At 47.4% G+C, this 25772-nt stretch carries 26 protein-coding genes; 16 read left to right on the top strand and 10 right to left on the bottom strand.

The window, feature by feature from the left end; genetic code table 11:
* The first annotated feature begins 9 nt into the window (after positions 1-9).
* Positions 10-504, top strand: coding sequence for a protein-export chaperone SecB (gene secB, locus B0187_RS06460; RefSeq protein WP_169835301.1), 495 nt, complete (start codon positions 10-12; stop codon positions 502-504).
* A 29-nt stretch (positions 505-533) separates the two neighbouring features.
* On the opposite strand, the gene B0187_RS06455 is transcribed toward secB, so the two are convergent.
* The 7 genes from B0187_RS06455 to B0187_RS06430 form a co-directional block, all read right to left on the bottom strand.
* The gene (locus B0187_RS06455) at positions 534-1025 is read right to left on the bottom strand and encodes a chorismate--pyruvate lyase family protein (protein ID WP_245797016.1); all 492 of its coding nucleotides are present in this window, start codon (positions 1023-1025) and stop codon (positions 534-536) included.
* A 51-nt stretch (positions 1026-1076) separates the two neighbouring features.
* Complete coding sequence (locus tag B0187_RS06450; protein ID WP_078237045.1) at positions 1077-3959, bottom strand: valine--tRNA ligase; 2883 nt, start codon at positions 3957-3959, stop codon at positions 1077-1079.
* Positions 3960-3979: 20 nt separating this feature from the next.
* The gene (locus B0187_RS06445; protein ID WP_158078226.1) at positions 3980-4717 is read right to left on the bottom strand and encodes a hypothetical protein; all 738 of its coding nucleotides are present in this window, start codon (positions 4715-4717) and stop codon (positions 3980-3982) included.
* A gap of 119 nt (positions 4718-4836) precedes the next feature.
* Positions 4837-5007 (bottom strand): hypothetical protein, encoded by a 171-nt coding sequence (locus tag B0187_RS10305; RefSeq protein WP_169835300.1) that lies wholly within the window; start codon positions 5005-5007, stop codon positions 4837-4839.
* Positions 5004-5435, bottom strand: coding sequence for a GNAT family N-acetyltransferase (locus B0187_RS06440; protein ID WP_078237043.1), 432 nt, complete (start codon positions 5433-5435; stop codon positions 5004-5006). Before B0187_RS06440 ends, B0187_RS10305 begins: the two co-directional genes overlap by 4 nt.
* Complete coding sequence (locus B0187_RS06435) at positions 5435-5875, bottom strand: DNA polymerase III subunit chi (protein ID WP_078237042.1); 441 nt, start codon at positions 5873-5875, stop codon at positions 5435-5437. Before B0187_RS06435 ends, B0187_RS06440 begins: the two co-directional genes overlap by 1 nt.
* Before the next feature lie 307 nt (positions 5876-6182).
* Entirely contained in the window at positions 6183-6635 is a 453-nt protein-coding gene (locus tag B0187_RS06430; RefSeq protein WP_078237041.1) for a DIP1984 family protein, read from the bottom strand.
* Positions 6636-6739: 104 nt separating this feature from the next.
* Here B0187_RS06430 and lysM point away from each other — a divergent pair, with 104 nt between their 5' ends.
* Positions 6740-7183: a peptidoglycan-binding protein LysM gene (gene lysM, locus B0187_RS06425; protein WP_078237040.1), complete on the top strand. Its 444-nt coding sequence runs from the start codon at positions 6740-6742 to the stop codon at positions 7181-7183.
* Between the two features lie 59 nt (positions 7184-7242).
* Here the strand turns inward: lysM and lldD are convergent, their stop codons facing one another.
* The gene (lldD, locus tag B0187_RS06420; RefSeq protein ID WP_078237039.1) at positions 7243-8388 is read right to left on the bottom strand and encodes an FMN-dependent L-lactate dehydrogenase LldD; all 1146 of its coding nucleotides are present in this window, start codon (positions 8386-8388) and stop codon (positions 7243-7245) included.
* Positions 8389-8695: 307 nt separating this feature from the next.
* Here lldD and dnaK point away from each other — a divergent pair, with 307 nt between their 5' ends.
* The 6 genes from dnaK (at position 8696) to B0187_RS06390 (ending at position 15515) form a co-directional block, all read left to right on the top strand.
* Entirely contained in the window at positions 8696-10597 is a 1902-nt protein-coding gene (gene dnaK, locus B0187_RS06415) for a molecular chaperone DnaK (protein ID WP_078237038.1), read from the top strand.
* A gap of 74 nt (positions 10598-10671) precedes the next feature.
* Complete coding sequence (locus B0187_RS06410; protein ID WP_078237037.1) at positions 10672-11085, top strand: hypothetical protein; 414 nt, start codon at positions 10672-10674, stop codon at positions 11083-11085.
* A gap of 50 nt (positions 11086-11135) precedes the next feature.
* Complete coding sequence (locus B0187_RS06405; RefSeq protein ID WP_078237036.1) at positions 11136-11558, top strand: VapD; 423 nt, start codon at positions 11136-11138, stop codon at positions 11556-11558.
* 269 nt (positions 11559-11827) lie between these two features.
* The gene (gene dnaJ, locus B0187_RS06400; protein WP_078237035.1) at positions 11828-12964 is read left to right on the top strand and encodes a molecular chaperone DnaJ; all 1137 of its coding nucleotides are present in this window, start codon (positions 11828-11830) and stop codon (positions 12962-12964) included.
* A 54-nt stretch (positions 12965-13018) separates the two neighbouring features.
* Complete coding sequence (locus tag B0187_RS06395; protein WP_078237034.1) at positions 13019-14449, top strand: glycoside hydrolase family 32 protein; 1431 nt, start codon at positions 13019-13021, stop codon at positions 14447-14449.
* Positions 14450-14498: 49 nt separating this feature from the next.
* Positions 14499-15515, top strand: a complete 1017-nt coding sequence (locus tag B0187_RS06390; protein WP_078237033.1) for a LacI family DNA-binding transcriptional regulator — start codon at positions 14499-14501, stop codon at positions 15513-15515.
* Here the strand turns inward: B0187_RS06390 and B0187_RS06385 are convergent.
* Complete coding sequence (locus B0187_RS06385; RefSeq protein ID WP_078237032.1) at positions 15459-16364, bottom strand: AraC family transcriptional regulator; 906 nt, start codon at positions 16362-16364, stop codon at positions 15459-15461. The two genes, B0187_RS06390 and B0187_RS06385, sit on opposite strands and share 57 nt — an antisense overlap.
* Before the next feature lie 100 nt (positions 16365-16464).
* On the opposite strand from B0187_RS06385, the gene B0187_RS06380 reads away from it, so the two are divergent.
* The 8 genes from B0187_RS06380 to mutS all read left to right on the top strand — a co-directional run bounded on the left by B0187_RS06380 (position 16465) and on the right by mutS (position 24336).
* Entirely contained in the window at positions 16465-16896 is a 432-nt protein-coding gene (locus B0187_RS06380) for an organic hydroperoxide resistance protein (RefSeq protein ID WP_078237031.1), read from the top strand.
* 13 nt (positions 16897-16909) lie between these two features.
* On the top strand, positions 16910-17368 hold the full coding sequence (locus tag B0187_RS06375) for a ferritin-like domain-containing protein (RefSeq protein ID WP_078237030.1): 459 nt from the start codon (positions 16910-16912) through the stop codon (positions 17366-17368).
* A 10-nt stretch (positions 17369-17378) separates the two neighbouring features.
* On the top strand, positions 17379-18176 hold the full coding sequence (locus B0187_RS06370; RefSeq protein WP_078237029.1) for an HpcH/HpaI aldolase family protein: 798 nt from the start codon (positions 17379-17381) through the stop codon (positions 18174-18176).
* Positions 18177-18341: 165 nt separating this feature from the next.
* Positions 18342-19001 (top strand): amino acid ABC transporter permease, encoded by a 660-nt coding sequence (locus B0187_RS06365; RefSeq protein WP_078237028.1) that lies wholly within the window; start codon positions 18342-18344, stop codon positions 18999-19001.
* Positions 18991-19659, top strand: coding sequence for an amino acid ABC transporter permease (locus tag B0187_RS06360; RefSeq protein ID WP_078237027.1), 669 nt, complete (start codon positions 18991-18993; stop codon positions 19657-19659). The genes B0187_RS06365 and B0187_RS06360 overlap by 11 nt, the downstream gene beginning before the upstream one ends.
* A gap of 1 nt (position 19660) precedes the next feature.
* Positions 19661-20392 carry an amino acid ABC transporter ATP-binding protein gene (locus tag B0187_RS06355; protein ID WP_078237026.1) on the top strand — a complete coding sequence of 244 codons (732 nt, stop codon included), beginning with the start codon at positions 19661-19663 and terminating at the stop codon, positions 20390-20392.
* Between the two features lie 367 nt (positions 20393-20759).
* Entirely contained in the window at positions 20760-21596 is an 837-nt protein-coding gene (locus B0187_RS06345) for a cysteine ABC transporter substrate-binding protein (protein ID WP_078237024.1), read from the top strand.
* 139 nt (positions 21597-21735) lie between these two features.
* Positions 21736-24336, top strand: a complete 2601-nt coding sequence (gene mutS / locus B0187_RS06340) for a DNA mismatch repair protein MutS (RefSeq protein ID WP_078237023.1) — start codon at positions 21736-21738, stop codon at positions 24334-24336.
* 277 nt (positions 24337-24613) lie between these two features.
* On the opposite strand, the gene B0187_RS06335 is transcribed toward mutS, so the two are convergent.
* Positions 24614-25621 carry a phage integrase gene (locus tag B0187_RS06335; protein ID WP_078237022.1) on the bottom strand — a complete coding sequence of 336 codons (1008 nt, stop codon included), beginning with the start codon at positions 25619-25621 and terminating at the stop codon, positions 24614-24616.
* Between the last annotated feature and the right edge of the window lie 151 nt (positions 25622-25772).

The raw sequence follows: 25772 nt of genomic DNA, 5'->3' as shown, positions 1-25772 counted from the left end.
AAGGAATTTATTATGTCTGAAAATCAAACAGCAGCTCAACAAGAAGAACAAACCCCATTTGAACTTCAAATTCAACGCATCTATGTCAAAGATGTATCCTTTGAAGCCCCAAACCTACCAAACATTTTCCACCAAGAGTGGAAACCACAATTAGGTTTTGAATTAGATACCGAAACCGTCCAAGTGGGCGAAGATCTTTACGAAGTTACCTTGCACATCAACGTGCAAACCACCCTTGAAGATAGCAACGATGTAGCTTTCATCTGCGAAGTAAAACAAGCGGGTATATTTACCATTAAAGGCTTAGAAGGCATTCAACTCGCTCACTGCCTTGCAGTACAATGCCCAGAAGTGCTTTACCCATACGCTCGCGAGCTTATCGCCAGCCTCGTAAACCGCGGCACATTCCCAGCATTAAACCTCTCGCCAGTAAACTTCGACGCTCTCTTTATGGACTACCTCGAACGCCAACAAGCGGAAGAAGAAGCACAACAAGCGAACTAATTGAAATAAAGACTGAATTCTTAATGAATTCAGTCTTTTTTAAAAGTAAAATCCGGCAAGAAAAGCTCTCGGATTTCAAGGGGATAGTTGTGCAAAAGGTAATGGGAATGGCGGTAAAATAAGCCTGTTTCCGCATCTTGCCCGTACTGAAAATCGACCCGTTGCGGATTTTGAGCGAAAAGCCATAAGCCAATCGGTTGATCGCCGAGGGTGAGTACCGATTGAGCAACGTTTTCCACCGTAGGCTTTGGTATCCACGTTTGAGCGAAAACCCAGTTTTGATTTCCACATTGCAAAACCACTTCTCGCAGCCAGCAAGCGGTAGGATTTTCTGAAATTTCTACCCATTCTTCACGGCTGATTTTTACCTTTAAATCACCGCAAACTTGCAGTAATTTTTGGGTCAGTGAGCCTTGATGATCCACCCATTCTGCGATGTTTGTTGGCAGATTGAGGTGGGCATTTTGAGGGGCTTGTAAAATCGCTCGAAAGCGGTCAAGATCGGTTAGCTTTATCATCATACAGAAAAACGAGAACCTACTTGCGTAGGCTCTCTTTTTAATCACGGGAAATTACAACGCCTCAATCGCTTGATATTGCTGCTGCAATTTAGCAAGTCCGCTTTGGTACTCTTGCATTTTTTCACGTTCTTTGGCGATCACGGCTTCGGGGGCTTTTGCTACGAAGGCTTCGTTGCCGAGTTTGTTTTCAATGCGAGCCACTTCGCCGTTGAGTTTTTCGATCTCTTTGGTGAGGCGGGCAAGTTCGGCGTCTTTGTTGATAAAGCCTGCCATTGGGATCAAGATCTCGCCATTTGCCACCAATTTCGCCACGGATAGCGGTGCGTTCTCGCCATTTTCGAGTACTTTGACACTATCTAGTTTCGCCATTGATTTGAGCAAGACTTCGTTTGCGGTCAAAATCGCCACCTCTTCCGCCGAGAAATTGCGTGCGATCAAATCTAAGCCTTTGCTCGGGGCGATGTTGCTTTCGGCACGAATGTTACGCACCGCCACAATCACTTCTTTGATGAAGTTGATTTGATTTTCTGCCACTGCGTCAATCGCAAGCGGGTCGATTTGTGGGAATTTTTGCAACATAATCGTGTCCGCCTCAATGCCGACAAAGCCTTTCACTTTCTGCCAAATTTCTTCGGTGATGAATGGCATTACTGGGTGAATTAGGCGTAGCAATTTTTCCAACACATTGACGAGGGTGCGGCTTGCCCCACGGCGTTGTGCGTCCGTGCCTTTGAAGAAGATCGGTTTGGTCAGCTCTAAATACCAGTCGCAGAATTGATCCCACGTAAATTCGTAGATCGCGTTTGCCATTAAGTCGAAACGATATTGCGAAATGGCGGTGCGGAAAGTCTCCACAGTGCGGTTGAATTGGCTTTCAATCCAGCGATCCGCCAACGAAAATTCGACTTCGCCCTCGCTTAAATCTAATTTGTCGTTGGTTAAAACGAAACGGCTGGCGTTCCACAATTTGTTGCAGAAATTGCGGTAACCTTCGAGGCGTTTCATATCCCAGTTAATGTCGCGACCGTTGCTGGCAAGGGCGGCAAGCGTGAAACGCAATGCGTCCGTGCCGTGTGGGGCGATGCCCTCTGGGAACTGTTTCGCGGTGGATTTGGCGATTTTTTCCGCCAGTTGCGGCTGCATCATATTACCCGTGCGTTTTTCGAGCAAATCGTCAAGGCTAATGCCGTCAATCATATCGATCGGGTCTAGCACGTTCCCTTTCGATTTCGACATTTTTTGACCCTGTTCATCGCGGATCAAGCCCGTTACATACACGGTTTTGAATGGCACTTGCGGTTTGCCGTTTTCGTCTTTGACAAAGTGCATTGTGAACATAATCATTCGTGCTACCCAGAAGAAGATGATGTCAAAGCCCGTGATCAGCACGTCCGTTGGATGGAACATTTGCAACATTTTATTTTCAGCATCTTTTGCTTTATCGCCTGTCCAACCCAATGTTGAAAATGTCCATAAGCCCGATGAGAACCAAGTATCTAGCACGTCTTCGTCTTGTTTAAGCACGAGATCCGCAGGTAAGTTGTGCTTCGCACGCACTTCATCTTCATCACGAGCCACATACACATTGCCCGCCTCGTCATACCACGCAGGAATGCGGTGTCCCCACCAAAGTTGGCGAGAAATACACCAATCTTGAATATCACGCATCCAAGAGAAATAGAGGTTTTCATACTGTTTCGGCACGAATTGGATTTCGCCCTCTTCCACCGCTTTCACCGCCACTTCGGCAAGTGGTTTGACGCTCACATACCATTGGTCAGTCAGCATTGGCTCAATTGGCACACCGCCACGGTCGCCGTAAGGCACTTTCAAATCGTGCGGTTTAATTTCGTCTAATAAGCCCAACGCCTCGAAGTCCGACACCACTTTTTTACGAGCCGCGAAACGCTCTAAGCCTTGATAATCGGCAGGGATTTTTGCCTCGTAGGTCGCCAACGGTTTGCCGTCCGTGCCGATCACTTCCGCTTCGGCACGAATATCGGCGTTGAGGGTCATCACATTGACCATCGGCAAGCCGTGGCGTTTACCCACTTCATAGTCATTGAAGTCGTGGGCTGGGGTGATTTTTACCACGCCCGTGCCAAATTCACGATCGACATAATCGTCCGCCACAATTGGGATTTCACGGTTGGCAAGCGGTAGGATCACGGTTTTGCCGATCAAATTTTGATAGCGTTCATCTTCGGGGTGAACCGCCACCGCCGTGTCGCCCAACACCGTTTCAGGACGGGTGGTCGCCACCACCAAGTAATCTTTACCGTCCGCCGTTTTCTCCCCATTAGCGAGCGGATAGCGGAAATGCCAAAGCGAGCCTTTGCTCTCTTTGTTTTCCACTTCGAGATCAGAAATCGCCGTGTGCAGTTTTGGATCCCAGTTCACAAGGCGTTTGCCACGGTAAATCAAGCCCTCTTCGTGCAGGCGAACGAACACCTCTTTCACCGCATTCGACAAGCCCTCATCCATTGTGAAACGCTCACGATCCCAGTCGATTGAGTTCCCTAAACGTCTCATTTGCTGGCTGATCGTCCCACCTGAATAGGCTTTCCAATCCCAGATTTTGTTGATAAACGCTTCACGCCCATAATCGTGGCGAGTTTTGCCCTCTTCGGCAGCGATTTTACGTTCCACCACCATTTGAGTTGCGATCCCTGCGTGGTCCGTCCCCGCCTGCCAAAGGGTGTTATGCCCTTCCATACGGTTAAAACGGATCAGCGTATCCATTAAAGTTTGCTGGAACGCGTGCCCCATATGCAACGAACCCGTTACATTCGGTGGCGGAATCGCAATACAGTAACTCGGAACATTTGGGTTCTCAGACGGCTTAAAATAGCCCTGTTCTTCCCAGTGTTTATAAAGTGCTTGTTCTACCGCAGACGCCTCAAAGCGATCTGCCATTTTGAAGTTTTGGGTCATTGGTTTTCTCTTTGAGTAAATTATTTATTAGTATTTTTTTCACTTAAAAAAATAAGTATTTCTGAAAAAATTTCTAGTTGCTTATCTATATTGTCATCAAGTTCAGTTCTAATATATCTGCTAACTTCTTTTTTTATAAAATTCTTTTTATCTGTTGAATTAGATTGATATTTAATTTTATAATAAATAATATTCATCATACAACAGAAATAATCTTTTGCTCTTTCTGTATGGCTAATACCTAATCTGTCTGCAAACATATAACAAAGTTTGTAAACATCGTCTCTCTCAATACCTTCTCTTATAGGGTCATTTATATAACAACTAATATGTGTATAAATTAGGTGCTTCAAGGCTCTATCAATTTCTTCTACTAATTCTTCATCTGCACTATAATAAATATATACATTTAACGTAGAGCTATAAGTATATCCGCCAGTAGAAAGATTAGACTTTTTTGAAATTTCAATTTTATCTATTTTAAAAATAAGATCCTGCTGAAATTTAAACTCCGAAATATATGGAACACTTGGCATTGAATAATTACCACATCGCAATATACTAAATATAAACCTCTGAGCAAGGTTCCTGCCCAAAGTATAATATGTCCCACTATCATCATAATCAGAAAACCAATATTCAGGTAAATTATCTAGCTCAATAGTAGTTACATAAGTATCTTTTTTCCCGAAAAGTTTTTTTAATATCATAGACATCGTTTCACCTATTAACTTCTCTATCAAATAAACAAGGATCATTGGGGTTAATTTACATTGCAATATGATCGGAATCGATCACAATTTGCACCGTATCCTTATTAAACCCTCGCAAGGTGGTTTTGCCCGCCCCATTCGTACCACAATAGAAAATCGCCAAATTATTTTGCATATTTAATCACTTTTTCCGTGCCGTCAGGATAATGCTCAACGATATTCCCATTCGGTCGCATAAACGTCAGCACCTCACGCTTTTTCTTGTCGTCCATCCACGCTTTAAATAAAAGGTGTAGCTGGCGTTGTTGTTCTAAAATTTGTTCACGTTTGGTCATTTTGTTTCCCCCAACACCATATCCAAATGCTCAATCCCATCTTCAAGATAAATTCCCGACACCGCCTGAAAACCGAGGGATTGGTAGAAATCCTGCAAATAGGATTGGGCTTGAATGTGAATCGGTTTGGCGGAAATTTTGGCAAATCCGACCGCTTGTAACATCAATTCCCTCGCCAGCCCTGTGCCACGAGCCGATTGAGCCACCAGCACCCTACCGATATGCACCTTATCTTCGCTCGGGATCACACGGCAGTAAGCGGTCAGATCCTCGCCATTTTTCGCAAAAATATGGGTGGCGATTAAATCCTTGTCGTCCACCTCTTGATAAGGGCAATGTTGCTCGACCACAAACACGGCGGTGCGAGCCTTGTAAATTGCAAATAATTCGGCGGTGGAAAGCTCGGCGAAAGATTTAATTTGCCACATTAGCTATTTACCGTTTCCAACGCCCAACCGAGCTGGCGATATTGCTTATAGCGTTCTCGGGCAAGGGCTTTGCGAGTTTCGTCCGCTGGCACAAAATCGATAATTTGGGTAAAACTGCTGATAAATTCGGGCAGTTGCGACTGCAAAGAAATCAGCACATCTCGCCGTTGAGCGTTGCGTTTGCCCACCCACGAAATTTCAATTGGGGTGGGAAAAGCGGTCATTTCGCCCGATAAATTATGCGGCACAAATTGTTCAGGATCATTCGCCCACAAGGCTTCATCAAGGTTGAGGGCTTGCTGTTCCGTCTCACAACTAATCAGCACACGCTTACCTGCACGCCACAACTCGCACGCCAACTCGCACGCCTTTTGTTCCTCGGCGGAAAGTTCGCCCTCGCTTGTCGTTTGGCTAAGCAGATAAAATTGCACCTGTTTCACGGCTGCCCCTTGATGATGATTGATAAACGTTGAATTTTAGCCGAAATCGCTCAAAAGCGTAACTGCAAGCGGTAAGATTTGCCAAAATTTTTACAAATCTCACCGCTTGCAAGATAAAATCCCCTTTCCCACCCTCGTTTTGAGCTTAACCAACATTTGGTCATACGATTTACGCGGTATCAATACGCTTTGACTTGTGTTGGGCTACCCTGTAAAAAGTGAAACTGCCCATCGTTTCCATCATATTTCGCTTGTTCCCCAAGCGTGGGTTAATGTTCGCTTTAAGCCCAAAACTACCAAAATGCGGTTATAAATCAGACAACCAGTTGGTTTGTTGAATTTGCGTGTCTAGCTCTCGGTGCTGTTTGGCAACTTGATCCGCCTGTTGGCGAATGGCTTTGATATCGACAGCCGCGAGCATTTTGATTTCGCTACGACTATATCGAGATTGCTCGGGCATTGCACGATCCGCTAAGGCGATCAGCATTGCGTGGGTGGCTTTCAGTTGATCACGTTTTGCCAAGGCTTCGATCATCGACATTCCCGAACTCAAATTGATACGTTGGTTGGCTTGGTTGATTTGCACAATCAAAGTGGTCAGCTGGGTTGAGGTGCGTTGATATTCCGCCAATAAATCTTGCGGATTTTCGCTCGGCTGCTCGCCCTCTTGATATTGTGCATTTTGTTGTAAACGTTGTGAAAGTTGAGCCAAGCGGCGTTGTAAATCGGCTCGCTCAATTAAGGCTTCCGCTAGTTTCATTTTTTCCCCTTTTTTATGATTAAAATGCGATTTGGCTATTTCAATCGGCAAAATAGTGGTAGAGTATGCACTCTTATTCACCCCTAATCAATGAGGAATTTACAATGGGTTTATTTGATTTCGTGGGCGACATCGGTCGCAAATTATTTAACAAAGAGGAAGAGGCTTCACAAAAGGTTACTGAGCATTTAGCCGAAGATAACCCAGGTGTGGAAAACGTGCAAGTTACCGTAGAAAACGGTGTGGCAAGCCTTTCAGGCGTGGCAGCATCAGCGGCGGCAATTGAAAAAGCGGTGTTAATGGCAGGCAACGTGGCAGGCATTTCAGAAGTGAAAATTGACGGCGTGCAAATTGCCAACGGCGAACAAGTCGCAGGCGATGATGAATTTTATGTGATTCAAAAAGGCGACACCCTTTGGAAAATCGCGGAAAAAGCCTACGGCAACGGGGCGAAATACACCGCGATTGTGGACGCAAACAAAGAAGTGATCAAAGACGCAGATAAAATCTTCCCAGGTCAAAAAATTCGTATTCCGAAAGGGTTATAATCAATTAAATAAAAAAGCCTTGAACATTTATTCAAGGCTTTTTTATTGCTTGCAAGGGGTTAGATTTTGCTTAAATCCACTAAGGCTTCGCGGGTGATATCGGCGATTTTTTGGTTGCTGGTGAGGGTCATTGCGACTCGCATTTCTTTGTGGAAGATGTCGAGCATATTTTCAACCCCTGCCTGCCCTGCAGCACCGAGGGCGTAAACGAAAGAGCGTCCGAGCATACAGGCATCCGCACCGAGGGCGATCATTCGCACTACGTCTAAGCCGTTACGCACGCCTGAATCAGCGAGGATTTTGATCTCGCCTTTGACCGCATCGGCAATAGACGGCAAGGCTCTCGCACTGGATAATACACCGTCAAGTTGGCGACCACCGTGGTTGGAAACCACAATGCCGTCCGCCCCGAAACGCACCGCATCTTTGGCATCTTCGGGGTCGAGAATACCTTTGATTACCATTGGACCGTCCCAAAATTCACGAATCCACTCTAAATCTTTCCACGAAATGGACGGGTCGAAATTCTGCCCTAGCCAGCCGATATAATCATCAAGCCCCACATCTTTGCCCATATAGCGAGAAATGTTGCCAAGGGTGTGCGGTTTGCCTTGAATGCCCACGTCCCACGCCCAGAATGGGTGGGTAATGCCCTGCAACACACGGCGAATTTCTTTGTAAGGCCCGCTCATTCCCGAGTGCATATCGCGGTATCTCGCCCCTGGGGTTGGCATATCCACCGTAAACACGAGGGTGGAACAGCCCGCGGCTTTGGCTCGCTCTAAGGCGTTTTTCATAAAGCCACGATCTTTTAGCACATAGAGCTGAAACCACATCGGGCGGTTGATCGCTGGGACGACTTCCTCAATCGGACAGATTGAAACGGTCGAAAGGGTAAACGGAATGCCTTTGTTATCCGCCGCTTTTGCCGCTTGCACCTCGCCGCGTCTGGCGTACATTCCCAACGCCCCCACAGGGGCAAGTGCCACAGGCATTGAGAGTTTTTCGCCGAATAATTCAATTTCAGTGTTGAGTTCCGACATATCTTTCAGCACCCGTTGGCGTAGGGCGATGTCGGATAAATCGCTCACGTTGCGGTTGAGGGTATGCTCGGCGTAAGAGCCGCCGTCTGCGTAGTGGAACATAAACGGTGGCACACGGCGTTTTGCCGCTTTGCGGTAGTCGTTGGCAGATGAAATGATCATTGTTACCTCGTTTCAAAATGTTACATTGATGAAAAATCTTATTAAAGATAAATAAGAATGATTTACATTTGTAATTTTAGCGAGATTTTTGCCGATTTCGGCAAATTTTTTTGTAAAAATGTGGCAGAGATCACAAAAAAGCCCCAACAAGCGGTCAGATTTGGCGAAATTTTTGCCAATTTTTCGATTTTTTTTCATTTCCACCCTTGAAGGCGATTTTTTTATCCCTATTTATTGGCTCGTCTGAATGAGAGCCTACTCTCAATTCTTTTGATTAACTGAACAACCTATTTTCGGAGAATTTAAAATGGGAAAAATTATTGGTATTGACTTAGGTACAACAAACTCTTGTGTTGCCGTAATGGACGGCGATAAAGCACGCGTGATTGAGAATACGGAAGGGGCGAGAACAACCCCGTCAATCATCGCTTACACCGACAACGAAACCCTTGTGGGTCAGCCAGCGAAACGTCAAGCGATCACTAACCCGAAAAATACGTTATTTGCGATTAAACGTTTAATCGGTCGCCGTTTTGACAGCGAAGAAGTGCAACGTGATATTAAAATTATGCCGTTTGAAATCACCCGTGCCGACAATGGCGACGCGTGGGTAAATGTGAAAGGCGATAAATTAGCCCCACCACAAATTTCAGCGGAAGTGTTGAAAAAAATGAAGAAAACTGCCGAAGAATTTTTAGGCGAGAGCGTTACCGAAGCGGTAATTACCGTGCCTGCTTACTTCAACGATGCACAACGTCAAGCGACCATTGACGCAGGTCGTATCGCAGGGTTAGATGTAAAACGTATCATCAACGAACCAACCGCCGCGGCATTAGCGTTCGGTTTAGGTTCAACCAAAGAGAACCAAGTGATCGCGGTGTACGACTTGGGTGGTGGTACATTTGATATTTCAATCATCGAAATCGACAACTTTGAAGGCGAGCAAACCTTTGAAGTGTTAGCGACAGGCGGTAACACCCACTTAGGCGGCGAAGACTTCGATAACCGTGTGATCGACTACATCATTGACGAGTTCAAGAAAGAGCAAGGCGTAGATTTACGCAATGATGCAATGGCATTACAACGTGTGAAAGAAGCGGCGGAAAAAGCGAAAATCGAGCTTTCATCAGCCCAATCAACCGAAGTGAACTTGCCATACATCACCGCAGATGCAAGCGGTCCGAAACACTTGGCAATTAACGTAACCCGTGCAAAATTAGAAGCCTTAGTGGAAGATTTAGTCAACAGCTCAATCGACTCACTCAAAGCGGTATTGGCAGACGCAGGCAAGAGCATTAGCGAAATCAACGACATCATTCTCGTGGGCGGTCAAACCCGTATGCCATTAGTGCAGAAAAAAGTGGCAGATTTCTTCGGCAAAGAAGCTCGCAAAGATGTGAACCCAGATGAAGCGGTAGCACTTGGTGCAGCGGTGCAAGGTGGCGTATTAAAAGGCGATGTGAAAGATGTGCTTTTATTAGACGTTACCCCACTCTCACTCGGTATCGAAACAATGGGCGGCGTGATGACCACCTTGATTGAGAAAAACACCACGATTCCAACCAAAAAATCGCAAGTGTTCTCCACCGCCGAAGATAACCAATCTGCGGTAACGATCCACGTGTTACAAGGCGAACGCAAACGTGCGGCGGATAACAAATCCCTCGGTCAATTCAACCTTGAAGGGATCAACCCAGCCCCACGCGGTATGCCACAAATTGAAGTAACCTTCGACATTGACGCAAACGGCGTAATCAACGTGTCGGCGAAAGATAAAAACACCGGCAAAGAGCAACAAATTAAGATCCAAGCCTCGTCAGGTTTAAGCGATGCGGAAATCGAACAAATGGTGCGTGATGCAGAAGCCAATGCCGAAGCCGACCGCAAATTTGAGGAATTAGTCCAAACTCGCAACCAAGCAGATGCGATCGCTCACTCAACTCGCAAACAAATCAGCGAAGCCGGCGAAGCATTAAATGCAGACGACAAAGCGAAGATCGAAGAAGCAGTTGCAGCCCTTGAAACAGCGGCAAAAGGCGAAGACAAAGCAGACATCGAAGCGAAAATCGAAGCCTTAATCAAAGCCTCTGAGCCACTACTTCAAGCAGGTCAAGCCCAAGCTCAACAAGGTCAGCAACAAGCCCAATCATCACAAAAAGATGACGGCGTGGTTGATGCAGAGTTTGAAGAAGTGAAGGATAATAAATAATCCTTAATTCATTAAAGTAAATAAGAGTGGCAAGGTTATCCTTGCTACTCTTTATCATATAAAAGGATAACAGAATGAAAAAGAAATTATGCCTAAGCCTTATGTTGATGTTACCAGTATTTGCATCAAATACTTTCGCAAAGAATTGGAAACCAGATGGTTCATATTCAAATAGAGATTATAACCTTAACATCGACTTTCGAAAGAAAGAAGTCTCAATCGGCTCAAATATCTGTTGGTTAAATGGGAGATTAACTCAATCAAAGAAAAATAGTTCCCAATTTATCGTGAAAGTAGATTATGCCGATGGAATGGTTTGTCCAGATATCAAAACATTAACCATTACTGTGCTTGATGGTCAAGAGTGGAATAATAAAGCTAAAACCCTTAAAGTTTCCCATAAAATAGACAAAAATGCGGTGGGATACGCTCAATATAGCCACAGGGATAGAGTGAATTTCTCAGGTTATTACACCTATACAGATTAAACTTATCTGCAAGCGGTTAGATTTCATCAAATTTTTGCAACGGAAATAAAATGAGCCGATATTTAATTACTTTCGATATGGACACCAACTGCCTGAAAGAAAATTATCACGGCAACACCTACAATAACGCTTACTACGATATACGAAACGTGTTGGAACAACACGGTTTCGAGCATTTGCAAGGTAGCGTTTATTTAGGGAAAGAAGGCATTAGCGAGGCTCACGGTACGATTGCCATTCAAGATCTGACTGCCAAATTTGACTGGTTCTACCCCTGCGTTTCCAATATCAAATTCTATCGGATCGAAAGCGATTTAAACGCTGACTTCATTGCCTACAACGTGCATAAAGCCAAACAAGCCTTTAAAAAGCAACTCGAAACATTAGAATTGACCTTGATTGATTCAGGTTTAGAACGTGGCAAAATTGATGAAATCCTCAAAAAACAGATTTTCTCACTCGAAAACCAATAACAAGCGGTAGGATTTAATAAAATTTCTGCATTTTTTATAAAATACAGAACAATTAAATCGAAGAAAGGACAAAAATCCCTATCATTTTGCGTTGAGCGGTTGCGTAAATTTCAAGGGCAATTTGTACTGTTTGAGCCAGCTTGCTGGCGAGTTTACAAATTGACCGTAGAAATTGGCAACAAGCGAAACAAAAGCAAAATGTTTAGGGTGTGTTTCTTTGCTACTTTCTTTGCACAAGTAAAGAAAGTAGGTTAAATAACGGAAAACCTATGTCAAAACGTGATTATTATGAAGTCCTTGGCTTAAAGAAAGGGGCGAGCGAGCAGGATATTAAACGTGCTTACAAACGTTTAGCCGCCAAGCACCACCCCGACAAAAACCAAGGCAGTAAAGAATCGGAAGAAAAATTTAAAGAGATCAAAGAAGCCTACGAAGTGCTAGGCGACAGCGAAAAACGTGCGATGTACGATCAGTACGGACACCAAGCCTTTGAGCAAGGTGGATTCGGCGGGGCTGGCGGTGGCGGTTTCGGGGGCTTCGGCGGATTTGAAGATATTTTCAGCGAAATGTTCGGCGGGGGCTTCGGGGGCGGTGGTCGCCGTAGCCGTGTGGTGCGTGGCGAAGATTTACGCTACAACCTCGAAATCACCCTTGAAGAAGCGGTCAAAGGCTGCAAAAAAGACATTCGCATTCAAACCCTCGCCGAGTGCGATACCTGCCACGGCAGCGGTGCGGAAAGCGGTAGCAAAGTCGAAACTTGTAACTATTGCCACGGCACGGGGCGAGTTCGCCGCCAACAAGGTTTCTTCGTTACCGAAGCGACCTGTCCGCACTGCCAAGGTTCGGGCAAAAAAATCGAAAAACCGTGTAAATCTTGCCAGGGCGATGGACGGGTTCACAAAGCCAAAAATCTGTCCGTAACCATTCCAGCAGGGGTGGATTCGGGCAACCAACTTCGCTTACAGGGCGAGGGGGCGGCAGGGGAAAACGGCGCACCCGCAGGGGATTTATATGTGGTGATCTATGTGAAAGATCACGATATTTTCGAGCGAGACGGCTCAAATCTCTACTGCCAAGTGCCGATAAGCTTCACCCAAGCTGCCCTCGGGGGTGAAATTGAAGTGCCGACCCTAGACGGTCGCGTCAAACTTCGCATTCCGCCAGAAACCCAAACGGGCAAACTGTTCCGTGTGAGAGGCAAAGGCGTGGTTAGCCCACGCGGCGGCTACGCAGGGGATTTAATCTGCAAAGTGGTAATCGAAACCCCTGTCGCCCTCAACGATGAACAGCGAGAATTGTTGCTGAAACTGGAAGAAAGTTTAGAGGGCAAAAGCCAACACCGCCCACAGCAAGAAGGCTTCTTCGATAGCGTGAAGAAATTCTTCAACAATCTCGGCAAAAACTAACCTTATCCCTCTGCTTCACGGCAGGGGGATTTCTGCTTTAAATAAGGGATTTTTATGCACATTTTCAACAACGGTAAATACAAAAGCCTACACGCCCAAAGCGAGGGCGAATTAGCGGCGGTTCGCCAAGCGGTCGAAAACGATCAAGATTTCCGCCCAAGCTACCACCTCGCCCCACCAACGGGCTTGCTCAACGACCCAAACGGCTTGATTTTTGACGGCGAGAAATACCACATTTTCTACCAATGGTTTCCTTACGATGCAATGCACGGAATGAAGCATTGGAAACACTTCATTACCACCGATTTCCAACACTACACCGAAGCTGATCCGCTGATTCCCGATGAAATGTTTGAATCCCACGGTTGCTATTCGGGCGGGGCGATTTTGTGGCAGGATCAGATTGTGGCGTTCTACACCGGCAACACTCGCCGAGCCAGCGACAACCAACGCGTGCCGCACCAAAATATCGCCATTTTCGACAAATCGGGCAAATTGCTTGAAAAACGTTGCATTATCGACCAAGCCCCACAAGGCTACACCGAACACGTTCGTGATCCGAAGCCGTTCGTTACCGCCGAGGGCAAAATCCGCTTCGTACTCGGCGCACAACGAGAAAATTTGACTGGCACGGCGTTACTCTATGAAATGGACGACCTCAACGCCACCCCACGCTTGCTGGGAGAATTGACGGTGAAAGATTTCGACAATAGCCACGTTTTTATGTGGGAATGTCCTGACCTATTCCAGCTCGGTGGCAAAGAGGTGTTCGTCTGGTCGCCACAAGGAAAATTACGCGAATCTCACCGCTTCCAAAATAACTATCACGCCACCTACGCCGTGGGTTCGCTCAATGGACTAACTTTACAAACGGAACAGATCGAAGAATTGGATTACGGCTTCGATTTCTATGCCCCCCAAACGGTGCAAAATTCCGACCGCATAATGTTCGGCTGGGTTGGCTTGCCTGATTTAATCTACCCAACCGACCGCTACAAATGGCATTCCACCCTGAGCTTGCCTCGCCGATTAAGCCTCAACCACGGCAAAATCGTGCAACAGCCGATTATCCAATGGGGCGAAGAACAAGCGGTACGATTCGGCGAAAAATTAACGGTGGCAAACCTCGACACCGCCCGTGTGCAATTTTTTGCGGAAAACCAACCGCTTGAAATGCAATTCTTCGCCAACGAGCAGGGGCAAGAATTGGTGCTACGCTACCACAACGGCGTGGTCAGCCTCGACCGCACCGCCAGCGAGCAAACGGATTTAATGCAAAAATTCGACAGCGTCCGCCACTGCCAAGTGGAAAAACTTGACCAAGTGGAAATCTTCTTCGACCGCTCGGTGGTGGAAATTTTCCTCAACGGCGGCGAAAAAGTCCTCACCTCTCGCTTCTTTATCGCCAACCGTCAAAATGTGGTAAGCTGTTCACGCCAGATTGATGGCACGGTTGCCCCAGTGCAGCCGATTCAATTCAAATAGGAAACCTCGCCCACTTTCCTCAATGGGCGGGGAATGATAAGGAAAATCAATGGACAGCACACGCAAAAAACGAGTTACCCTACACGATATTGCCCAACTGTCGGGCGTATCAAAAACCACCGTGAGTATGATTTTGAACGGACACGGCGGGGCTTATCGGATTCACCCCGAAACCTGCCGCCGCGTCAAACAGATCGCCCAAGCCCAAGGCTATCGAGCCAACGCCTACGCCCGAGCCTTAAAAGCCCAGCGTTCCAACGTGATCGGCTTAGTGATCCCCGACTTAACCAACTACGGTTTTGCCCTCACCGCCAAAACCCTCGAAAAATTGTGCCGTGAGAACGGGTTACAACTTGTGATCGCCTGTTCAGACGATAATCCCGTGCAAGAAAAAATGGCAATCGACCGCTTGCTTGACCGCCAAATTGACTTGCTGATTACCGCCCCAACCCACCAAGATCCGAAATACTATCGCAGCATCGTCAAACACACGATGCTGCTGCATCTTGACCGCTATGTGCCAAATCTCGACATTTGCCACATTATCAGCAACGATAGCGGCAAGATCGCCGAACTTATCGCAAAATTGATCGCTCAATCGAAACCGAGCGAATTTTACTATCTCGGCGGTCAGCTCGCCCTCTCGCCGAGTGAGTCCCGTTTGGCGGGCTTTCAGCAAGGCTTGGCACAAGCTGGCTTAACCGCCCAACCTGAATGGATCTTACACCAAGATTACCAACCCGAATCGGGCTACCAAATGCTTTCAAATATCGTGGCAAAATTAGGGCGACTACCCCAAGCCGTTTTTACCGCCTCTTACACCCTGTTAGAGGGCGTGCTGCGTTACCTTTCCGAGCAAAAGCAAATGGACAAACTGCTCACGGGCGAACTATTGCTCGCCACCTTTGACGACCACCAACTACTCAACGCCCTGCCGTTCCCGATCCATTCAATCAAGCAGGATCACGAACAAATCGCCCACCGCACCTTTGAGCAAATCCGCCAAAAACTACGCCACCACACCGCGGAAAACGTCAAAGTGGAATGTGAGATTATTTGGCGGTAATCGCGATCCTTTCCTCGGCGACACCCCAAAATAGCGTTTGTACTCTCGGCTGAATTGGCTCGGGCTTTCGTAGCCGACTTGGAAAGCAACTTCCGCAATGGCATTTTGCCCTGCTTGAATCAGCCGTTGGGCGGTTTGCAAGCGGTGGGATTTTTGATATTGCAGGGGCGAAAGTTGGGTAATCTGCTTGAAATGGGCGTGAAAGCCCGACACCGACATTCCTGCCTGCTTCGCTAACTCGTCCACCCGCAATTTTTCGGCGAAATGTTGTTCGATCCATTGTGCCGATTGGGCAATCCGCTGGGTTTGACTGCCCTCACTGACTAATTCTCGCAACCGCTGCCCCTGCTCGCTTTTGAGCAAGGTGTAGTAAATTTCCTGCTGAATCAGTGGGGCGAGGAAATCTATATCTTCTGGACTTTTGAGCAAATCAACCAGCCGTTCAAACTGTGTGAGCAACTGCTTTTCTAATCGCCATTGCAAACCAGCGGTCAGATCCTGCGTAGGTTTTGCATTTGCTGGCACACGGGGCAAAATCTGTGCCACCGTCAGCAAATCGATCTTCATCGTCATCATCAAATAGGGCTTTTGCGGACTTGCCTGCACCACTTCCACCGCAAGCGGTAGGTTTACAGGGCAAAACATAAAGTGCTGATCACTAAAAAAGGTGCATTGATCGCCAATACAAATTTTTCGCTCGCCCTGCAATACGATACAAATGCGAGGTTCAAGAAGAGTATTAGTGATCGGCATCGGGCGGTCAGCGTGTTGCACCACCAAGCCTGAAATGGGCGTTTGCCAAAGTTGATTTTTCGGCACAAGCGGTAATAATTTGTCAATAATTTGCATTTTTAGAGAATTAGGCAAGAGTTTTGCAGAAATGATATAACGCCTTTTGCCAAAACGCCACTAAAATAGCCACGTTTTCAACATTAAGAGGAAATCCAAAATGAAAATTTTTTATCATACAAGTGCAACAGCAACGGGCGGTCGTGATGGCAGAACCCAAGTGGACGATGGCTCAATCGGCTTTGATTTAGTCGGCTTCCAAAACGAAAGTGGCAAACAAGGCACGAACCCAGAACAGCTTTTCGCAATGGGCTATGCAGCGTGCTTCGACAGTGCGATGAACCACGTTGCCCCAACCTTAGGCTTGAAGCCAACCCAATCCAGCACCACCGTGGGCGTGGGTATCGGGCAAAAACCAGACGGGGCGTTCAGCCTTGATTTAGACATTACCATTACGGTGGAAGGATTGAGCGAGGAAGAAGCGAAAACCTTAATCCGCAAGGCGCACGAGGTTTGCCCTTATTCCAACGCCACCCGTGGCAATGTGGATGTGCGTTTGCACGTTAAGGTAGTAAATTCATTCGATTTATAAGTGAGGATTTAAGATGAAAGACGTTCAAAAAACCATTCAATTTTTGCAAAAAGCCGCAACCCGTTTAAGTGCGGTTGCATTAAATCATAAAATTGCCTCTAAAATTTTTGAAAGCCAAGGGTTCTCAAAATTAGCGGAAAAATATGCGGAACATTCTGCATCTGAGATGGGCTTTGTTGAGCAGTTTTATGAACGTATCTTAGATCTTGACGGCGAAATTCAGCAGGAAGCCGTGCCAGCCGAGCAAGTTCCGCACGATGTTGAGGCGTATTTCCAATATGATTTGCAGGTGTCGCTAGACGGCGTACCGCAAATTGAAGCAGCGATCAATTCGGGTATTTTCGACATTACCACCCTCGAATTGATGAAAGCCTACTACCAAGACGAGGAAGAAGATCTCAACTGGACCAAAGCCCAACTCGACTTAATTAAATTGATTGGCAAACAAAATTACTTAGTAAACCAACTATAAGGAGGGAACTATGCCAATGGTAAAAGATTATTTGCATAATTCATTTAAGCACAGTATCGAAGCAGGCAAAATGCAGTTTGGGGTTGGATTGGAAACCACCTCGGCGGATGTGGCGGAAGCCCTTGCCACCACAGGCTTTGACTGGCTTTGGATTGATGCAGAACACGGTCCGCACACGGTGCAAACGATCTTAGATGCCGCCCGTGCGATTGCCCCTTACGATATGACCCCTGTGGTGCGTGTCGGCGAGGCTGGCACGGGCATTATCAAACAGTTGATGGATGCAGGCATTCAAAATATCATCGTGCCAAAAGTGGAAAGTGGCGAAGAAGCCGAGCAGATTATGTACTGGGCGAGCTATCCGTCTCGTGGCAATCGTGGAATGGGGGCGGCTGCATTCCGTGCCGCACGCTTTGGGCGTTACCCTGATTATTTAGAACGCATCGAGCAAGAATCCTTGATTATTTTGCAAATCGAAAGCAAAAAAGGAATGGAAAATCTTGATGAAATCGTAACCACCAAAGGCGTGGGGGCGATTTTGCTCGGACCTGTCGATTTAGCGGTGGATATGGGACACGGCTTAAACATCTTCCACCCCGAAGTGGTTGAGGCGATGGAATCAATGATCAAACGGATTAAAGCCCACGGCGTGCCAGTTGGAACGGTCGCCGCCACCCCAGAACAAGCCAAACGTTATGCCGAACTCGGTGTAACTTTCCTCGGCTTAGGGGCGGACACGGCATTTATCGTTCAAGCCGCAGATAATGCGGTGGCGACTTACAAAACGGCGTTGAGCGAACATCTTTAATCTTTTTTCCTCAAACAAGGGGTAAGATTTTCAAAAATTTTTGAAGATCTTACCGCTTGCTCTCTTCTTATAACCTTTGGTTATAAATCATTCATTTCTCGCCTTTCCATTTTTGCTTTTTTCTCACAAAATCCGTCAAAACGTAAAAAACAGAAAATAGTTTCGATGAATTGGTCTTACATTCTCAATGCCGTGCCACGTTTTGTTGAGGCAGGTTGGATAACCTTGCAACTGTCGTTGTGGGGCATTGTGTTGTCGTTTGCCCTCGGGCTGGTGGTCGCCGTCATCACGGCGTACAAAATCAAGCCGCTGCATTGGCTGGCTCAGGGTTATGTTGAGCTTTCTCGCAACACGCCGTTGCTGATTCAACTTTTCTTCCTTTATTACGGTTTGCCGAAAATGGGGATTAAGTGGGACGGCTTTACTTGCGGTGTGATCGCCCTTGTGTTTTTGGGCGGAAGCTATATGGCAGAGGCGATTCGGGCGGGTTTGCTCGCCGTGCCTCGTCCGCAAATTGAGGCGGGCAAAGCGTTGGGGCTTTCTCGCTGTCAAGTGTTCCGCCACGTTATCGCCCCCCAAGCGTGGGCGGTGGCAATGCCTGCTTTGGGGGCGAATGTGCTGTTTTTGATTAAGGAAACCTCGGTCGTCAGTGCGGTGGCGGTGGCGGAATTGATGTTCGTGACCAAAGATATTATCGGAATGGATTACAAAACCAACGAGGCTCTTTTCTTGTTATTAATCAGTTACTTAGTGATTTTACTGCCGATTTCGTTGTTGGTGCGACACCTCGAAAATCGGACACGGAGAGCGAAATATGGGGTTTGAGTGGTTATTTGAGGGGCGAAACCTCGCCCGCCTCGGCGAAGGATTATGGCTGACCGCCCAAATTTCCTTTATTTCGGTCGCTATTTCGCTAGTGTTCGGCACGCTGTTCGGCTTGCTTATGCGATCTCGTTATAAAGCGGTGCAATTCGCTTGCCGTTTTTACCTCGAAACCATTCGGATCGTGCCGATTTTAGTGTGGCTGTTCGCCCTCTATTTTGGATTATCCACTTGGACGAACCTGCATATCAGCGGATTTTGGGTCTGCGTTTGGGTCTTTGTGCTATGGGGAACGGCAGAAATGGGCGACCTCGTGCGTGGGGCGTTGGGTTCTATCGAAAAACATCAGATCGAATCCGCCAAAGCCGTGGGGCTAACCCCTGCTCAAATTTTCCGCTACATTGAGCTACCACAAGGGATCAAGCGAGTTTTGCCGAGTATGATCAACCTCTTTACCCGAATGGTCAAAACCAGTTCCCTCGCTGCCCTGATTGGCGTGATTGAGGTGGTGAAAGTCGGTCAGCAAATTATTGAAAACTCGCTGTTTACCGATCCGAAAGTGTCGTTTTATGTGTATGGGCTGATTTTTGCCCTCTATTTTGTGATTTGTTATCCACTTTCGCTGTGGGCGAAAACCTTAGAAAAACGTTGGGAGAGCTAGAATGCCGCTGTTATCGATCCGCAATTTACACAAAACCTATGGAGAAACGGTTGCCATTCCAAACCTTGATTTAGATCTGCACAAAGGCGAAGTGGTCGTGATTTTAGGGGCATCGGGCTGCGGCAAAAGCACCCTACTGCGTTGCGTAAACGGCTTAGAAGCCAAGCAAAGCGGTACGATTTCAATGAAAAATTACGGCGAATTTGGCAAAGATTTAAGCTGGGAACAGGCTCGCCAAAAAGTCGGAATGGTGTTTCAAAGTTACGAACTGTTCGCCCATTTAAACGTGATCGACAACATTTTACTCGGGCCACAAAAAGCCCAAAACCGCTCACGCCAAGAAGTCGAAGCCCAAGCGGACAAACTGCTCGCCCGAGTCGGCTTGCTCGACCGCAAAACCGCCTTTCCCCGTGAATTATCGGGCGGACAAAAACAGCGAATTGCGATTGTGCGAGCCTTGTGTATGAACCCCGAGGTACTGCTACTCGATGAAATCACCGCTGCCCTCGACCCTGAAATGGTGCGAGAAGTGCTAGACGTGGTGCTAGAACTCGCCAACGAGGGAATGTCGATGATGATCGTAACCCACGAAATGAAATTCGCCGAAAAGGTCGCCGACCGCATTGTGTTTATGGACAAAGGCGTCATCATCGAACAAAACGACCCCAAAACCTTTTTCAGCAACCCACAAACGGAAAGGGCGAAGCAGTTTTTACGGGGAATGGATTACTAAATTTTACCCTCTCCCTGAAATTGACTTCTCAACGAAGTCAATTTCTGTCCCTCTCCCGCAAGCGGGCGAGGGTTTACAACCGAGTTAAAAATAAAAAACTCTCGCCCATTTATGGGAGAGAGACAGCGATAAATACGTTCAGTATTTATCGCAGAGAGAGGGAAAACAAGCGGTGAGATTTCCTCGAATTTTGCAAAAACCGACCGCTTGCCCCCTTCGGCACTGCGTGCCACTTCCCCCGCAAGCGGGGGCAGATCAGATCTCCCCTCCGCTTGCGGGGGGAGTACCGCCAAAGGCGGGGAGGGGGGCAATACAAGCGGTCAGTTCCGCCGAAATTTTTACATAACAACCCCAACGGAGAACCAATATGAAACTCAACACCACCCTCAAAACCCTTCTCGCCACGGCGATTGCCGCCTTTGGCTTAACCGCTTGCGACAACGCAGGCTCGGCGAAACAATCCGCGGAAAAAGACATCGTGGCTCAAATCAAAGAAAAAGGCGTGATCCGCATTGGCGTCTTCGGCGACAAACCGCCGTTCGGCTATGTTGATGCGAACGGCAAAAATCAAGGCTTTGATGTTGAAATCGCCAAGGATATCGCCACCGCCTTGCTCGGTAGCCCCGACAAAATTGAGTTTGTCTTGACCGAAGCGGCGAACCGTGTTGAATATCTCAAATCGGACAAAGTCGATCTCGTCCTCGCCAACTTCACCCAAACCCCAGCCCGTGCCGAAGTGGTCGATTTCGCCGCCCCGTATATGAACGTGGCGTTGGGCGTGGTGTCACCGAAAGACGCCCCGATCACCGATGTGGCTCAACTGAAAGGCAAAACTTTGCTCGTCAATAAAGGCACGACCGCAGAAGCCTATTTCAGCAAAAACCACCCTGACATCAACCTACTCAAATTCGACCAAAACACCGAAACCTTTGACGCGTTGAAAGACGGACGCGGCGTGGCACTCGCCCACGACAACGCCCTACTTTGGGCGTGGGCGAAAGAGAACCCAACCTTTGACGTGGCAATCGGCAACCTCGGCCCAGTCGAAAACATCGCCCCAGCGGTACGCAAAGGCAACGCCAGCTTGCTCAACGAAGTAAACCGCCTGATCGCCGAATTTAAAGCCAACGGCAAACTCAAAGCCGCTTACCAGAAAACCCTTGTGCCAGTTTATGGCGAAAAAGAGGATTTGTTGGCGAAGTAATTGTTAATTTACCCAAATGCAAGCGGTGGGATTCTCAGAAATTTTTGAGGACCCCACCGCTTGTTGTTTCGATCTTCCCTTACCTTTCCCGCCATTTTCCCCTAAAATACCGCCCATTCTTTTTTTACTTGGAAACGCAATGACCGCAACTGCTCAACATACGCCGATGATGGCACAATACTTGCAAATTAAAGCCCAAAATCCTGATATTTTGTTGTTTTATCGAATGGGGGATTTTTACGAACTGTTTTATGACGATGCCAAAAAAGCGGCGGCGTTGTTGGATATTTCGCTCACCAAACGGGGGCAGTCGGCGGGCGAGCCAATTCCGATGGCGGGCGTGCCGTATCATTCGGTCGAGGGCTATTTGGCGAAGTTAGTGGCGTTGGGCGAGAGTGTGGCGATTTGTGAGCAAATCGGCGACCCTGCCACCAGCAAAGGCCCTGTTGAGCGTAAGGTGGTGCGGATTGTTACCCCTGGCACGGTCAGCGATGAGGCGTTGTTGCCCGAACGGCAAGATAATTTGGTGGCGGCGATTTATGAGGAAAAAGGCACCTTTGCGATTGCTACCCTTGATATGAGTTCGGGGCGTTTTTTGATCAACGAGCTGCCACACAAAGAGGCGTTGAGTGCTGAATTGCAACGTCTGCAACCTGCGGAAATTCTCTACCCCGAGGATTTTAGTTCGGCGGAAATTCTGAATAATTACAAAGGGTTACGCCGCCGTCCGATTTGGGAATTTGAGCTGGTTACCGCTATTCAGTTGCTCAATCGTCAGTTTGGTACGCAAAATCTAGCAGGCTTTGGGGTGGAAAAAGCGGTGATCGCCCTTTGTGCTGCAGGGTGCGTGTTGCATTACGCCCAAGAGACTCAACGCACGGCGTTGCCACATATCAATGCGATTCATCTTTCGCAAAATAGCGACACCATTCTGCTTGATGCCGCCACTCGCCGTAATTTGGAATTGACCCACAACCTCGCAGGCGGCACGGATAACACCCTCGCCGCCGTGTTGGATAAGTGCGTTACCCCGATGGGTAGCCGTTTGTTGAAACGTTGGATTCATCAGCCGATCCGTGATTTGGCGAAAATCCACGACCGCCAGCAGACCATTTCCGCCCTGCAAAAAAATGAGAAAATCCTACCGCTTCAACCCCTGCTACAACAGGTGGGCGATATGGAACGGATTTTGGCTCGGGTGGCGTTGCGTTCGGCTCGTCCACGGGATCTCACTCGCCTGCGTTCGGCGTTGGCCCAGATCCCTGAAATTACGGCATTGTCGCAGGATCTTAGCCCTTCGCTCTCAAAACTGATCGCCCAACTTGCCGATTTCAGCGATCTGCATCAACTGTTAGAAACGGCGATCATCGACAATCCGCCGCAACTGGTGCGAGACGGTGGCGTGATCGCCTCGGGCTACAATGCCGAGCTAGACGAATGGCGTTCGTTGGCGGACGGCGCAACCCAATATCTGGAAGATTTGGAAGTGCGTGAGCGGCAAAAAACGGGGATCGACACCCTCAAAATTGGCTTCAATGCGGTGCACGGTTACTACATTCAAATCAGCCAAGGGCAAGCCCACAAAGCCCCGATTCACTACGTTCGCCGCCAAACCCTCAAAAATGCCGAACGCTACATCATTCCCGAATTGAAAACCTATGAAGACAAGGTGCTGAAAGCGAAAGGGGCTTCGTTGGCGTTGGAACGCCAGCTTTACGAAGAGTTGTTCGACAAATTACTGCCTCGCCTCGCCGAATTGCAGTTGGCGAGCCTTGTGCTGTCGGAATTGGACGTGCTAACCAACCTCGCCGAGCGAGCCGAAACCCTCAATTATGTTGCCCCAACGTTCAGCCCAAATCGTGGGGTAAAAATTCAAGGGGGCAGACACCCTGTGGTTGAGCAGGTGCTGAAATCGCCGTTCATCGCTAACCCTGTTTTGCTCACGCCGAAACGCCATCTTTTGGTGGTAACTGGCCCGAATATGGGGGGAAAAAGCACCTATATGCGTCAAATTGCGTTGATCTCGCTAATGGCGTATATCGGCAGTTTTGTGCCAGCGGAAAGTGCGGAAATCGGGCAAATCGACCGCATTTTTACCCGCATTGGGGCATCGGACGACCTCGCTTCTGGGCGTTCAACCTTTATGGTGGAAATGACCGAAATGGCAAACATTCTGCATCAAGCCACCGAACATAGCCTTGTGCTGATTGATGAAATCGGGCGAGGCACATCAACTTATGACGGCTTGTCGCTGGCGTGGGCGTGTGCCGAATGGCTTGCCAAGAAAACCCAATCAATGACCCTGTTCGCCACCCACTATTTTGAATTAACTAGCTTGCCGAACCAGCTCGCTGGCGTGGCGAATGTGCATTTGGACGCACGGGAACACAACGACACCATCGTCTTTATGCACAGCGTGCAAGAGGGGGCAGCCAGCAAAAGTTACGGCTTGGCGGTGGCGGCTCTCGCTGGCGTGCCAAAAGCGGTGGTGCAACTCGCCAAACAAAAATTGGCACAACTGGAACAACTTTCCGCCCAAACCGCCCAGCTCAACCAATCGCCACAGGGCGAATTGTGCTTCTACGCTGCTGAACCGCAAAAATTTGCTGAAATCTTACCGCTTGCAGAGCCAGCCCCTGTGTTAAAAGCACTGGAACAGATCGACCCAGATGATTTAACCCCTAAACAAGCGTTGGAAGCGTTGTATCGGTTGAAAAGTTTGTTGGAAGAAAAATGCTAAAAGAAAAGCCTTGAACGTTGGGTTCAAGGCTTTATTGCATTTGTTAGGATTTCAATTTGGTGGAGCTGGGGGGAAATGATCTTTGCATTAAAGCCTTGATTTACAAGGATCTTTATTTTTCAAACCGCCCTAAAAAGTAACATCAAAGTAACAATAACCCACAAAAAGATTGCAACATTCTGCAACCTATTGCAATTATAAGCAAATTTCGGACGGTGGTTCAACTGTTGAATTAAAGGGGCAAAAAGCCCCTTTACGATCAGCATAATCTTTAAAATTAGCGGTTAGCGAGAGGGTTTAAGGCTACGGCAGATTCCAAATAAGAGGGGGCAAAATGGGCGTAACGCATTGTCATTTTGATGTCGGAATGCCCCAAAATATCTTTCAGCACCAAAATATTTCCGCCGTTCATCATAAAATGGCTGGCGAATGTGTGGCGTAAAACGTGGGTTAATTGCCCCTCGGGCAGTTCAATTTTTGCCAAGTTGATCGCTCGCTCAAAATCGCGGGAATGCACGTTAAAGAGCTTGCCCTGTTTGAGTTTGATTGATTTAAACAGATGTTCCGCAATCGGCACGGAACGGTTTTTACCGCTTTTGGTTTTGATAAAGGTTACTTTGTAAGGCACAAGTTGAGAGGCTTTCAGTTCGGCAATTTCCGACCACCTCGCCCCCGTTGCCAAGCAAAGCGACACCACCGTAAGCAGATCATCGCTTACCAATTTTGCACAAGCTAACAAGCGGTCGATTTCATCGTTGCGTAAAAAAGCGAGTTCCTTTTCTTTGGTTTTGAAGAAATTAAGGTCGGAAATCGGGTTCGGACGTTCCCACTTACCAAAACGGCTTAATTCGTTGAACACCGCTGATAGTAGCTTATGCTCTAAATTGACCGTCTCCACCGTAACCGTTTTTGCATAGCGAAAAATAATCTCGCCCTGTAACCGCTTTTTACGATATTCCGCAAAATGTTCTGCCGTGAAATTTGCCCCCTGCGGATCGCCAAGAGCATTCGCCATTAGTAGTAATTTATTTAAGGTCTTTTTGCCATTTACTAAGGTTTGCCCGTGCAGGTCAAACCATAATTGACACAATTTTGACAACCGTTCCCCCTCGCTGCTACTACTATTTTGCAAAACAAACTGGGAAAAGAGGCTATCTCTCTGTTTTACGGTATTAAAAAAACGGCTCGCTTCTGCCTTAGTTTCAAACCACCGCCGAATACGCTTGCCGTCGATGTAGGCATCTGCCAGCCATTTGCCTCGTTTTTCGTCTTTTCTAACTGCCATAATTTGATCTACCTATGTAAAAATAATTTAGTTTAGTGTTGGTAATTTGCCCATTTCGCCTTGATGCAAAAGAGGCAATTCAGCTTTGCCTTGTTGCAATTTCTACAAAAAGCAAACTTCGCAAATAAAAGTTCATTTTTTTATTCACTTT

Source organism: Haemophilus paracuniculus (assembly GCF_002015115.1).
In the GTDB taxonomy this organism is placed as follows: domain Bacteria; phylum Pseudomonadota; class Gammaproteobacteria; order Enterobacterales; family Pasteurellaceae; genus Haemophilus_E; species Haemophilus_E paracuniculus.
Note: the sequence above shows the minus strand (reverse complement) of the source record. Positions and strands in the feature narration are given on the sequence as shown.